This is a genomic window from Pseudomonas sp. YeP6b, assembly GCF_025642995.1.
Taxonomy (GTDB): domain Bacteria; phylum Pseudomonadota; class Gammaproteobacteria; order Pseudomonadales; family Pseudomonadaceae; genus Aquipseudomonas.
Window position 1 is genome coordinate 1,218,720 of the sequence record NZ_CP080090.1, and the last position, 13,238, is coordinate 1,231,957.

Sequence of the window (13,238 nt, forward strand, 5' to 3'; positions counted from 1 at the left end):
GGAACCTGTATGCAGTTGGACCCCACCAGCGGTTGGTGCCAGGGCATTCGTCATTGCCCTTCGCCCAACCACAACGAGCGCCCCGCAGGCGAAATCTCACTGTTGGTGGTGCATAACATCAGTTTGCCCCCGGCGCAGTTTGCCACCGGCAAGGTGCATGAGTTTTTCCAGAATCGCCTGGATGTCACGGAACATCCCTACTTTGAAGGCATTGCCGACCTACGGGTATCTGCGCATTTTCTGATTGAACGCGACGGTACCGTGACGCAATTTGTATCGTGCCTGGACCGCGCCTGGCATGCCGGGATATCCAGCTTTGGGGGGCGTGAAGTCTGCAACGACTTCTCTTTAGGCATCGAGCTGGAAGGGACCGATGAGCTACCGTTTACCGAGGCCCAATATGCATCCCTGATCGACCTGGCCCGCCAGCTGCTGGTGGCGTATCCGGACATTACCCAGCAGCGTATTTGTGGCCACAGTGATATCGCCCCGGGACGCAAGACTGACCCGGGCCAGGCTTTTGATTGGACGCGCTTTCGCAGCGCCCTGCAGGATGGAGGACACGCACGATGAGTTTCCTGGTGTTAGTGCTGGCGGTCTGGATCGAGAAGTTTTCGGCCCTGCGTCGGCGGTTGCAGCGTGACGGTGGATGGCTGCGTGAGCTGGCCAAGCTGGAATCTAGCGCGCGCATGGGCAAGCGGCCCTGGTTGATTTTAGTACTGCTGGTGTTGTTGCCGGTGGCCTTGCTAGCCCTGTTGCTGATGGTGCTGGAGCCGGTGGCTTATGGCCTGTTGGCGCTGCCGGTGCACTTGCTGGTGGTGATTTATAGCCTGGGGCGTGGCGATCTATTGGCCGGGCTTGGACCGTTTCGCGATGCCTGGCGGCGCGGCGATCTGCAGGCCGCCGAACACGTGGCCGAGCGCGACCTGAAGGTGGCGGCCGACAGTGGCGAGCAGCTGCTGGAGCGGGTGCAGGGCCATCTGCTGTGGCAGGCCTATCAAAGCTTTTTCGCGGTGATTTTTTGGTATTTCCTGTTGGGCCCGGTCGCCGCACTGGCCTATCGACTGCTGGCGTTGGCCAGCGAGCATAGTCAGAACCCCTTGGTCGCCGAACGTGCCGGGCAGTTGCGCCACGCGTTTGACTGGCTGCCGGTGCGCCTGCTGGCGGCAAGTTTTGCGCTGGTGGGTAATTTTGTTGCGGTCGGTCGGGTGATGCTGCATGAGCTGCTGAGCTGGGACATCAGCGCCGCACAACTGGTGGAGAAGGTTGGCCTGGTGGCCGCTGAAATTCCGGCGCCAGTGGTGGGGGCTGACGGTATCAATAGCCTGGATCGGCTGTGGGAGTTGCTGCTGCGTGCGGCGGTGCTGTGGTATGCCGGGTTTGCTATCTGGACTGTGTTGCCGTAATTAAGCGAACGCGGTCAAAAATGTGGGAGCGGCGGTGCGAGGATTCGACTCGCACCGTCGCTCCCACCGTTGTTTAAAGTCGTTAACCTTACGTTACAAAACTCCCTTTCAAATTGAGCTATACAGACACAGCGCCAAATAGTGGCTATCTGCCGTGCCCCTGCGCCTCAATAAAAATAAGAAAGGGAGTTCACCTGTGAAGAGCTTGCTCTATCCCGCCGTAGCGCTGATGAACCGCCTGAGTTTCGGCATGAAATTCAGCCTGATCAGCGTGCTGTTCCTGCTACCGATGCTGGCAACCAATTATTTCCTGGTGCGCGATTCCTGGTCTGAATTCCAGGGCACCCGCATCGAGCTGCAAAGTCTCGACCTGCTCGGCAGCAGCCTGGCCCTACGCCGCGATCTGGAAACCCTCAACAACCAGGTGCAGATCAACGCGGTGCTCGGCCAATCCGGCAAGGCCGGCGATCTTGAAAGCCAGATCAGTGCTTTGGAACAAAGCGTGCTGAGTCGCTTGCAAAGCCTTAATGCGATGACCACCGACCCTGAGCAAATCAGCGCCTTTGACGGCAAACGTGACGAGATGATCGCCGCGTTCAAGGCTCAGCAACAAGAAACCTCGCTGCTGAGCAAAAGCGCGCTGATCGGCAAATTGCTCAACAAGGCCCAGATGCTCAGCCAGATCATCGCCAGCCAGTCTGGCTTGAGCCGTGACGCCCAGAGTGATGTGCGCCAACTCTGCGAGCTGGTCACCAGTATCACCCCGCAAGTCACCCAAACGTTGGGCGAAGGGCGCGCGATGGGCGCGTATTCCCTGGGCCAAGGCTTTCTCAATTCATCCTCCAGTACGCGCTTTGACGAACTGCTGCAACAGGTGGAGAAACTCCAGGCCGAATACGCCTTGAAGTTGCAGGATGCCCTGGGCGGCAGCGGTGCCGCGCATGCCGCGCTCGACAGCCAGGCCAAGGCCAGCAGCGCGAGCCTCAAGCAAGGCAGTGAAGTGTTTGAAGAGCAGGTGGTGATGGCCGAAACCCTCGATGCGCCCTGGCAGGCCTTCTACGAAGACGTCAGCAAGCTGATGGCCCAGACCTACCAGCTCAATGAAGCGACTTTGACCTTCCTCGAGCAGCAACTTGAGCAGCGCCTGGCGCAAAACCGAACGCACATGGTGGTGCTGGTCTCGGCCCTGGCGGCGGTATTTTTGCTGATTTTTTATCTGTATGCCGGTTTCTACGCCTCGACCCGCACCACCTTGCGGCGCTTGGGGGCGATGATGGGCAAGGTTGCGGCCGGCGACATGACCGTCACCTTTGTCGCCGACAGCCGCGATGAACTGGGGGATTTGGGCCAGGTATTCAACGGCACCGTGGCCAAGATTCATGACCTGATCGAGCGTGTCGGCCACACCGTCAGCCAGGTCGAGCTGCAAGCCGGCCAGGTGCAGGCCGTATCCGCTCAGAGCAACCAGGCGGTATCCGGGCAGCGCAGTCAGATCGAACAGGTGGCGACGGCCATGAACCAGATGTCTTCCACCGCCCAGGAAGTGGCGCGCAGCGCGGCGGCGGCGGTCAGCAGTGCCCACAGCGTCAACGATGAAACGGTCAGCGGCCGTGGCCTGGTGCAATCCCAGCAGAGCAGCATCGCGCGCCTGGCGTCGGAGATTGATGAGTCGGTACGGGTCATCAACCAATTGGCCACCGACAGCCAGTCCATCAGCAGCGTGTTGGAGGTGATCAAGAGCGTCGCCGAACAAACCAACCTGCTGGCGCTGAATGCCGCGATTGAGGCGGCGCGTGCCGGCGAGCAGGGCCGAGGCTTTGCGGTGGTGGCCGATGAGGTCCGTACCCTGGCCCGGCGCACCCAGCAGTCCACCGAAGAAATCGAACAGATGATCAGCCGATTACACAGCGGGGTCGGTGCGGCAGTGAAGGCCATGGGCACCAGCCATGCGATGGCGAATGGCACCGTGGGGCAGTCGGAAAAGGTCCAGCAGGCCTTGGAAAACATCCACGGTGCCGTCGGCATGATCGTCGATCAGAACCAGCAGATTGCCGCGGCCGTGGAGCAGCAAACCGCCGTCGCCCACGATATCGATCAGAACATCGTCGAAATCAATCGTGCCGGCGAGCATGCGGCCGAAGGTGCGCATCAGACCGAGGCCGCCAGCCGACTGCTATCAATACAGGTCATCGAGTTGAAGCAACTGATTGGGGCGTTTCGCGTGTAGGTCCGGGGCGTAGGAATTTATCCTTGTGTGGTGTGGTGCCCGTCCTGATTTGCCTGTGGATCTTTTCTGAGTGCGTGAAGGGGTGAGAGTTTGTTTCAACCAGTCACAGACCAAGGGAGGCACGGCGATGACCGCTGTTATCGGCGTCAAAGGGCACTGCGCCCATTGCGACATCACGTTTTCACTCAAGCCTTGGCAACTGAACGCCATTGCTATCCATGAGCCCTTTGGATGCCCGTACTGTCAGCGCATCTTGCAGTTGAACTGCCCCAAACAACAGCGCCAGTTCAAGTCGTTGGACCACTGGGCGATGGTGCGCCCGAGCATGATCGTGCTGACTTGCGTGGTGATGGTCGTGGCGCTGGTGGCCGAGTGGGTAGGGCTGATCAGTGTGATCGGGCAGCTGAATATTTCATTGGTAGTGGTGCTGGTGCACTTTCTGGTGCTGCGTTATGCCCGTCACCGGCAACGGCTGACGTTGGACTTGCAGGCGGTCAACACGCTACCAATTGAACAGCTCGCACGCGTTGCGCGTACTCGACTCGGCCAACAATAAAGGGCTGATGCCCATGTGTTCAGCCAGGGCGGTGCAGATGTCCGGCAAGTGTTGCGGGCTATTGCGCTGGCCCGGGTACATGGCGGGCGCCATGTCCGGCGAATCGGTTTCCAGCACCACGGCTTCCAGGGGCAGTTGGGCCAGTACTTTGTGCATGCGCAGCGCCTGGGGCCAGGTGGCCGCGCCGCCCAGGCCCAGCTTGAAGCCGAGCTTGATGTACTCGCGAGCCTCCTCAACACTGCCGGCGAACGCATGAATGATGCCGCCGCGTGGCAGGCGGATGCGCTTGAGGGTCGCGATCACTGCTGCGTGGCTGCGGCGTACGTGCAGCAAGGCCGGAAGCTGGAAGTCCACCGCCAGTTTCAACTGGGCTTCAAACAGGCTTTGCTGGCGCTCGCGGTCCAGCTGTTCGAGAAAGTAATCCAGGCCGATCTCGCCGACGGCGCACAGTTGGCGGTGGCCGTGCAGGCGGGTAAGCCATTCGCCCAGCGCGGTCAGGTCGGCGGGGCGATGCTCATCGAGGTACACCGGATGCAGGCCGAAGGCGGCGAACAAGCCTTCATCTGCTTGCACCAGGTCCCACAGCCGTTGCCAATTTTGCTGATACACCCCCAACACCACCATGCGCTGCACGCCGAGTTGGCGGCTGTGCGCCAGCACTTCCCGGCGATCAATGTCGAAGTCCGGGAAGTCCAGGTGGGTGTGGGTGTCGATCAGTTCCACGCTCAAGCCTCGTGAATACGCTGCTTGAAGGTCCGGCCGATGGCGTGCACGCCCGGTTGGTACTGTTCTTCTTCGATGGCGGCCAGGGCCAGACGCAGCGCGGTGTCGGCAATCAGCTGATGTTGCTGGGCCATGGCGTTGACCGGCAACGGCAGAAAGTCCAGCAATTGGGTGTCACCAAAGGTGCCCAGGCGCAGCGGTCGGGATTTGAGCGGGAAGTCGTGCAACGCGTCAAACACGCCTTGCAGCAGCACGTAGGAGGTGGTCACCAGTGCGTCAGGCAAATGCCCCAGTTGCTGGAGAAGTTGCTCCATCAGCTGTCGGCCGCAATCACGGCTGAAGGCTTCACCCTCTTCGATGATGACGTCACCGGTGAACCCCTGCAGGGCTTCGCGGAAACCGGCGGCACGCTCCTGGCTGATGCTTAGCTCGGGCCGTGCACCTATTAATGCGATCTCCTTGGGCACCGGTTGCAGCAGGCTGCTGGTCAATTGCTGGCAGGCCTGGCGGTCGTCGCTGACCACCGAGCAGAATTGCCCCGGCTCCATCACCCGGTCGATGGCAATCACCGGCAGGCCTTTGGCTTGCAGCTCGCGGTAGCTGTCATCGCTGGCCGGCAGGCAGCTGGCGACGAACAACGCATCGCAGCGCCGCGCGCGGAACAGTTGCAGCAACTGACGCTCGCTGTCGGCTTCATCATCGGAGCTGGCAATCAGCAATTGATAGCCGCGTGCTCGCGCGCCTTGTTCCAACAGCTTGGCGATCCGTGCGTAACTGGGGTTTTCCAGGTCGGGCAGGATAAAGCCCAAGGTGCGTGTATGCCGGCTGCGCAGCCCGGCCGCCTGGGGGTTTGGAGTAAAACCATGAGCGTCGACCACCGCCCGCACCCGCTCCACGGTTGTGGGGCTGATGCGTTGCTGTGCGGCCTTGCCATTGATGACGTAGCTTGCGGTGGTAACGGACACACCGGCCAGACGTGCGATATCACTGAGTTTCAAACCGGGATTTCCTTGTTTTTTAGAGCCTGCCCCGACATTTTGTCCGATCGTAACCGATTACTGCACACGACTATTGTCTGAGCTCAAGTGCCGAGTGGTCCTTCAAGCTTGCGCAATTAACGCGTAATCTGCCATAAATTCTAGATTAAACGTTTCAGCAGGCGTATTTTTACGATGTTCGCCGCTGAGTGGCTACTGCCAATTGACCACTTAGTCAGTTATTTATGAACGCCCGTACGCTGATTTATTCAAAACAATACCTAGTGCGCACACCGCACTAACTAGGAGAACGGCATGCTTGAGCTCACTGTAGAGCAGATATCCATGGGCCAGGTGGCTGTGGATAAATCTGCTGCCTTGCACCTGCTTGCTGACAAATTGGTGGCCGATGGCCTGGTCGCCGAGGGTTACCTCAGTGGCTTGCAAGCCCGTGAAGCCCAAGGCTCGACCTTTCTCGGCCAAGGTATTGCCATCCCCCATGGCACCCCGCAAACCCGCGACCAAGTGTTTTCTACCGGCGTGCGCCTGCTGCAGTTCCCCGAAGGGGTGGACTGGGGCGACGGCCAGATCGTCTACCTGGCCATTGGCATCGCGGCCAAATCCGATGAACACCTGCGCCTGCTGCAATTGCTGACCCGCGCCCTCGGCGAGACCGACCTGGGCCAGGCGCTGCGACGTGCCAGTTCCGCCGAAGCCTTGCTGAAACTGCTGCAAGGTGCGCCGCAGGAACTGGCGCTGGATGCACAGATGATCAGCCTCGGCGTGTCCGCCGATGATTTTGAAGAGCTGGTCTGGCGAGGTGCACGCCTGCTGCGCCAGGCTGACTGTGTGAGCAACGGCTTTGCCGCCGTGTTGCAACAAGTTGACGCGCTGCCGCTGGGCGATGGCCTGTGGTGGTTGCACAGCGAGCAGACCGTGAAGCGCCCGGGCCTTGCGTTCGTGACGCCGGACAAACCGATGCGCTACCTCGGCCAGCCACTCAATGGCTTGTTCTGCCTGGCCAGCCTCGGCGAAGCGCACCAGACCTTGCTGGAACGCCTATGCGCGTTGCTGATTGAAGGGCGCGGTCAGGAACTCGGCCGCGCCACCAGCAGCCGTGCGGTGCTCGAAGTGCTCGGCGGCGAACTGCCGCCGGACTGGCCGAGTGCGCGCATCACCCTGGCCAACGCCCACGGCCTGCATGCCCGGCCGGCGAAGATCCTTGCGCAATTGGCGAAAAATTTTGACGGCGATATCCGCGTGCGCGTCATAGATGGCCCGGTGGGCGCCGTGTGGGTGAAAAGCCTGAGCAAGCTGCTGAGCCTTGGCGCGCGTCGCGGCCAGGTGCTGGAGTTTGTCGCTGAGCCGACGATTGCCGGCGATGCACTGCCGGCGTTGCTGGCGGCGGTCGAAGAAGGCCTTGGTGAAGAGGTCGAAGCGCTGCCGACCTTCAGTGCCCAACCGGCAACATTCGATATTGAACCGGTGATCAGCGCGCCGCAGGCCGGCAGCCAGGTCCAGGCCATCGCCGCCGCACCGGGCATCGCCATTGGCCCTGCGCATATCCAGGTTCAGCAAGTCTTCGACTACCCACTGCGCGGCGAATCCTCAGCGGTTGAACGCCAGCGCTTGCACGCCGCGCTCAGCGATGTGCGCGCTGATATCCAAGGCTTGATCGAGCGCAGTCAATCTAAAGCCATTCGCGAAATTTTCATCACCCACCAGGAAATGCTCGACGACCCGGAACTGACCGACGAAGTCGACACCCGGCTCAAGCAAGGCGAAAGCGCTGAAGCCGCGTGGATGAGCGTGATCGAAGCCGCCGCCAAGCAGCAGGAGTCGTTGCAGGATGCCTTGCTCGCCGAGCGCGCTGCCGATTTGCGTGACATTGGCCGCCGGGTGCTGTCGCAACTGTGTGGCCTCGACACCGCCCAGGAGCCGAATGAACCCTACATCCTGGTGATGGACGAAGTCGGCCCCTCCGACGTCGCCCGTTTGGACCCGGCCCGCGTTGCCGGCATTCTCACCGCCCGTGGCGGCGCCACGGCGCACAGCGCCATCGTCGCGCGCGCCTTGGGCATTCCCGCCTTGGTTGGCGCGGGCGCGGCGGTGTTGCTGCTGGCGTCCGGCACGCCGTTGTTGCTTGATGGCCAACGCGGTCGCCTGCACGTCGCCCCCGACGCCGCCACCTTGCAACGCGCCACGGTCGAACGCGACACCCGCGAACAACGCCTGCAAGCCGCCTCGGCCCAGCGCCATGAGCCGGCCCTGACCCGCGACGGCCACGCCGTGGAAGTGTTCGCCAATATCGGCGAAAGCGCCGGCGTCGCCGCTGCGGTGGAGCAGGGCGCCGAAGGCATTGGCCTGCTGCGTACCGAGCTGATTTTCATGGCCCACCCGCAAGCGCCGGATGAGGCCACCCAGGAAGCCGAATACCGTCGCGTACTCGACGGCCTCGGCGGTCGCCCGTTGGTGGTGCGTACCCTTGATGTGGGCGGCGACAAACCCTTGCCGTATTGGCCGATTGCCAGGGAAGAGAATCCTTTCCTCGGCGTGCGCGGTATTCGTCTGACGTTGCAACGCCCGCAGATCATGGAAGCGCAATTGCGTGCACTGCTGCGCTCGGCGGATAACCGGCCGTTGCGCATCATGTTCCCCATGGTCGGCAGCGTGGATGAATGGCGCGCCGCCCGTGACATGACCGAGCGCCTGCGCCTGGAAATCCCGGTGGCCGACTTGCAGCTGGGCATCATGATCGAAGTGCCGTCCGCCGCGTTGCTGGCGCCGGTACTCGCCAAGGAAGTCGACTTTTTCAGCGTCGGCACCAACGACCTGACCCAGTACACTCTGGCCATCGACCGTGGCCACCCGACCTTGTCGGCCCAAGCCGACGGCCTGCACCCGGCGGTGCTGCAACTGATCGACATCACCGTGCGCGCCGCCCATGCCCATGGCAAATGGGTCGGCGTGTGTGGCGAACTGGCGGCGGACCCACTGGCGGTGCCGGTGCTGATCGGCCTGGGTGTGGATGAGTTGAGTGTGTCTGCCCGTAGCATTCCCGAGGTGAAAGCGCGGGTACGTGAATTCAGTCTGAGCGAGGCCCAGGGCCTGGCGCAAAAAGCCCTTGCGGTAGGTTCGCCTGCGCAAGTGCGAGCCCTAGTGGAGGCCGTGTAAATGGCGAAGATTCTGACCCTGACGCTGAACCCGGCGTTGGACCTCACGGTGCGCCTGGCGCACCTGGCACCGGGTGAAGTCAACCGCGGCGAAACCCTGCTGACCCATGCCGCTGGCAAGGGTGTGAATGTCGCCCAAGTGCTGGCGGACCTCGGCCATCAAGTCACCGTCGGCGGCTTTCTCGGCGAAGACAATCCACAAGCCTTTGAGGCGCTGATCGCCCGGCGTGGTTTTGCCGATGCGTTCATCCGCGTGCCGGGTGAAACCCGCAGCAATATCAAGATCGCCGAGCAGGACGGTCGGGTCACCGACATCAATGCGCCAGGGCCGCAGGTCACTGAGCAGGCCCAGCAGGCGTTGCTCAATCAACTGACGCTGATCGCGCCGGGTCACGATGCGGTGGTGGTCGCCGGCAGCTTGCCGCGTGGCATCAGCGCGCAGTGGTTTCAAGGCTTGCTGGAGCACCTGAAAAGCCTCGGTTTGAAAGTCGCCCTCGACACCAGCGGCGAAGCCTTGCGCGCAGGCCTCAAGGCTGGCCCGTGGTTGATCAAACCCAATACTGAAGAATTAGCTGAAGCGCTCGACTGCTCCACCGATTCCCTCGCGCAACAGGCCCTGGCCGCCGAACGCCTGCACGCCCAAGGCGTGGAGCATGTGGTGATCTCCCACGGCGCCGAGGGTGTGAACTGGTTCAGCCCGGGCACTGCGCTGCACGCCACACCGCCCAAGGTCAGCGTCGCCAGCACGGTGGGCGCGGGCGACTCGTTGCTGGCCGGGATGCTGCACGGTTTGCTCAGTGTTGATCTGCCGGAAACCGCCCTGCGGCGCGCCACGGCGATTGCGGCGATGGCGGTCACGCAGATCGGGTTTGGCATCAGCGATCACGCGCAGTTGGCGCGTCTCGAAAGCGGCGTCCACGTGCGCGCGCTGACAGAACAATAAGAGGGTTTGTGATGAAGTTAGCCATTGTTACCGCCTGCCCGAACGGCATGGTCACCAGTGTGCTGTGCGCCCGCTTGTTGGACGCTGCCGCGCAGCGCCAAGGCTTGCGCACCAGCGTCGAAGTGGTGGACGTGCAGCGCCCGGAACGCCAGTTGTCCCAGGCCACGATCGATGAGGCCGAGTGGGTGTTGCTGGTCAGCAGCACGCCGGTGGATATGCAGCGGTTTGTCGGCAAGCGCGTGTTCCAGAGCACGCCGGCCCAGGCGCTGGCGGATGTGGACGCGGTATTGCGTCGCGGCGCCGAAGAGGCCGCGGTCTATGTGGCGACTGCGCAAACCGCTAAAAACGCGCCGCGTATCGTTGCAATCACTGCCTGCCCGACGGGCGTGGCCCACACCTTTATGGCTGCCGAAGCCTTGCAGCAAACCGCCAAGCGCCTGGGCTACGACTTACAGGTCGAGACCCAAGGCTCGGTGGGCGCGCGCACGCCTTTAAGCCCGGAGGCCATCGCCAATGCCGACGTGGTGTTGCTGGCCGCCGACATCGAAGTCGCCACCGAGCGCTTCGCCGGCAAGAAGATTTATCGCTGCGGCACCGGCATTGCCCTCAAACAATCCGAAGCCACGCTCAACAAGGCCTTGGCCGAAGGTGCGGTGGAAAGTGCCGCCAGCGGCGCGGTGGCCAAGAAGTCAGAAAAAACCGGTGTGTACAAACACCTGCTCACCGGCGTGTCGTTCATGTTGCCGATGGTGGTGGCGGGCGGTTTGTTGATCGCCTTGTCGTTTGTGTTCGGTATTCATGCCTTTGAAGAAAAAGGCACCTTGGCCGCCGCCCTTAAGACCGTCGGCGACCAGGCCTTCATGCTGATGGTGCCGCTGCTGGCGGGCTACATCGCCTACTCGATTGCCGACCGTCCTGGCCTGGCGCCAGGCATGATTGGCGGGTTGTTGGCGGGTACTCTGGGCGCGGGTTTTATCGGCGGCATCCTCGCCGGTTTCCTCGCCGGTTATTGCGTGAAGCTGATCACCCGTGCGGTGAAGTTGCCGCAGAGCCTGGAGGCGCTCAAGCCGATTCTGATCATTCCGTTACTGGCGAGTTTGTTCACCGGTCTTGCGATGATCTATCTGGTTGGGCCGCCGGTCGCGCGGCTGCTCACTAGCCTGACGGACTTTCTCAGCACCATGGGCACCACCAATGCGGTGCTACTGGGCATCCTGTTGGGCGGCATGATGTGCGTCGATTTGGGCGGGCCGATCAACAAGGCGGCGTATGCGTTTTCCGTCGGCTTGCTGGCGGCTTCCAGCGGTGCGCCGATGGCCGCGACCATGGCCGCTGGCATGGTGCCGCCGATTGGCATGGGCATCGCCACGTTCCTGGCACGGCGCAAGTTCGCTCAGACCGAGCGCGAAGCCGGCAAGGCCGCGATGATTCTGGGCCTGTGCTTTATCTCCGAAGGCGCGATTCCGTTTGCGGCCAAAGACCCGCTGCGCGTGATCCCGGCCAGCATCGCCGGTGGCGCCTTGACCGGCGCGCTGTCGATGTACTTTGGCTGCAAGCTGGCAGCGCCCCACGGCGGTTTGTTTGTGTTGGTGATCCCGAATGCCATGAACCATGCGTTGCTGTACTTGCTGGCAATCGTTGCCGGCAGCCTGTTGACGGGGTTGGTGTACGCGCTGATCAAGCGCCCGGAAGCCGTCGAGCTGGCGGCCGTACCGACCTGACGGCGCGAACCGGCAATGGGATTACGGCGTGGTAGCTGAGCCTGGGTGATCGCAGTTGCCCATCGGCGTGGAAAGGCGACCTCGGGGTCGCCTGGCATCTCAACGGTGTTACGTTCGCCTAAGCCCACCTAATATGCCGCCCGCTGGCGTCAGGCTGGCAGTCAGCATATCCAGCAGAGCGCTGACCTTTGGCAGCGCCTGACGGCTTTTGACCCAGGCCAGGTTGATCGGCATGCCCTCGGTCGCCAAATGGGGCAGCACCTCCACCAATGTTCCCTCTTCCAGCTGCTGATTAATCAGCCACGAGGGTAGTTGCGCGATCCCACAGCCCGCCATGACCGCCATCAACAACCCCTCTCCATTGCCAATCACCAACTGGGCGGGTACTGGCTGGCGCTTTATGGCGCCGGGGTGTGCGCCTGCGAAACCCCACGGGGTGATGTTGCCGTCCACCCAGCCATAGGCGATGCACTGGTGGTGCTCCAGGTCCTGATCCGTGAGAGGCGTGCCGTGCTTGGCCAAATAGGCCGGGGATGCGCAGAAGGTATGCCATTCACTGGCCAGGTAACGATGCGCCACGCGTTCGGGCCAGATGTCTGTGCCACCAATGCGCACGACCACGTCCACTCCCTCCTGGAACGGGTCGATCAAACCGTCGGAGAACGTCACGTGCGGAATCAGCAGCGGATGATCCTGCATAAATCGCAGGAGGGTGGGCAGCACTTGCGCACGGCCGAACGCGCCTGGAAGGTCAATTCGAATCCGGCCACGCGGTTCGGTATTTTCGATTTGCAGTGACAGCTCGGCCTCTTCAAGGTCGGCGAGCACACCGATGCAGGTGCTGTAGAACGCGGTCCCCGCATCTGTCAGCGCCAGGCTTCGGGTGGTGCGTTGGAAGAGTCGGGTGCCCAATCGGCTCTCCAGCCGGGCGACGCTTTTACTGATGGCGGAGCCTGTCAAATTCATTCTCTCGGCAGCAGCCTTGAAGCTACCGGTCTCCGAGACGCAGACGAACACATCAATCCCTTTCAAGCGTTCTGAGGAAAACATACACACCCTGTATCCATGAATTCAGTTCCACCTATCTGGTAAAAAAGATCATAAATCAGAACGTGGCACGGCGGTAATCTAAGTGCATGAACATCTGTCAGTGATTGGCTATAAACGCTGTCATAAAAGTGACCTATTGATCGACGAGGCAAGGATGCTGGTGGCGTTAAAAAGATATCGGGCGACAGTCAGTGTCCTGTTTTCAGCACTTCTGATATTGAACCCTTTTCGAACCCGCAACTTGTTTGCTCTGGTTGCCTGTTCATGGGGCGGCTTTGTTTTGCTCCCCCGACGCTCTTTTGTATCAGGGCTGGGGTGAGAACGCCTACCTCTGCTGCGGCGCAGCTGATTAATAGCGCGCCGTTCGGCATCGACAGCCCACGTTTCCTCATGAATTAATATTCCCGTCTTATGCCGAATAAAGGCATTTGTCCGGCAGGCAGCGCTTTGTCTAAAGCGCAG

At 61.7% G+C, this 13,238-nt stretch carries 10 protein-coding genes; 7 read left to right on the top strand and 3 right to left on the bottom strand.

From position 1 onward, the window contains the following. Positions 1 to 9 precede the first annotated feature (9 nt). The 4 genes from ampD (at position 10) to KZH41_RS05470 (ending at position 4,189) form a co-directional block, all read left to right on the top strand. Positions 10 to 573, top strand: coding sequence for a 1,6-anhydro-N-acetylmuramyl-L-alanine amidase AmpD (ampD, locus tag KZH41_RS05455; RefSeq protein WP_094948951.1), 564 nt, complete (start codon positions 10 to 12; stop codon positions 571 to 573). Then, on the top strand, positions 570 to 1,406 hold the full coding sequence (ampE, locus tag KZH41_RS05460) for a regulatory signaling modulator protein AmpE (RefSeq protein WP_263274492.1): 837 nt from the start codon (positions 570 to 572) through the stop codon (positions 1,404 to 1,406). The genes ampD and ampE overlap by 4 nt, the downstream gene beginning before the upstream one ends. A 196-nt stretch (positions 1,407 to 1,602) precedes the next feature. Further along, entirely contained in the window at positions 1,603 to 3,633 is a 2,031-nt protein-coding gene (locus KZH41_RS05465; RefSeq protein WP_094948953.1) for a methyl-accepting chemotaxis protein, read from the top strand. A 127-nt stretch (positions 3,634 to 3,760) separates the two neighbouring features. Beyond that, on the top strand, positions 3,761 to 4,189 hold the full coding sequence (locus tag KZH41_RS05470) for a hypothetical protein (RefSeq protein WP_094948954.1): 429 nt from the start codon (positions 3,761 to 3,763) through the stop codon (positions 4,187 to 4,189). On the opposite strand, the gene KZH41_RS05475 is transcribed toward KZH41_RS05470, so the two are convergent. Continuing rightward, positions 4,136 to 4,912 (bottom strand): TatD family hydrolase, encoded by a 777-nt coding sequence (locus tag KZH41_RS05475; RefSeq protein ID WP_094948955.1) that lies wholly within the window; start codon positions 4,910 to 4,912, stop codon positions 4,136 to 4,138. The two genes, KZH41_RS05470 and KZH41_RS05475, sit on opposite strands and share 54 nt — an antisense overlap. A gap of 2 nt (positions 4,913 to 4,914) precedes the next feature. Then, on the bottom strand, positions 4,915 to 5,910 hold the full coding sequence (gene cra / locus KZH41_RS05480) for a catabolite repressor/activator (RefSeq protein ID WP_242154416.1): 996 nt from the start codon (positions 5,908 to 5,910) through the stop codon (positions 4,915 to 4,917). A 294-nt stretch (positions 5,911 to 6,204) separates the two neighbouring features. Between cra and ptsP the strand changes: the two genes are divergently transcribed. Genes ptsP through KZH41_RS05495 form a run of 3 tightly spaced genes read left to right on the top strand, consistent with a single transcriptional unit; the run spans position 6,205 to position 11,726 of the window. Continuing rightward, entirely contained in the window at positions 6,205 to 9,063 is a 2,859-nt protein-coding gene (gene ptsP, locus KZH41_RS05485) for a phosphoenolpyruvate--protein phosphotransferase (RefSeq protein ID WP_263274493.1), read from the top strand. Beyond that, positions 9,064 to 10,005, top strand: a complete 942-nt coding sequence (gene pfkB, locus KZH41_RS05490) for a 1-phosphofructokinase (protein WP_263274494.1) — start codon at positions 9,064 to 9,066, stop codon at positions 10,003 to 10,005. A gap of 11 nt (positions 10,006 to 10,016) precedes the next feature. Then, the gene (locus KZH41_RS05495; protein WP_263274495.1) at positions 10,017 to 11,726 is read left to right on the top strand and encodes a PTS fructose-like transporter subunit IIB; all 1,710 of its coding nucleotides are present in this window, start codon (positions 10,017 to 10,019) and stop codon (positions 11,724 to 11,726) included. 108 nt (positions 11,727 to 11,834) lie between these two features. Here KZH41_RS05495 and KZH41_RS05500 read toward each other — a convergent pair whose 3' ends face one another. Next, positions 11,835 to 12,776, bottom strand: a complete 942-nt coding sequence (locus KZH41_RS05500) for a LysR family transcriptional regulator (RefSeq protein ID WP_242154424.1) — start codon at positions 12,774 to 12,776, stop codon at positions 11,835 to 11,837. Positions 12,777 to 13,238: the final 462 nt, after the last annotated feature.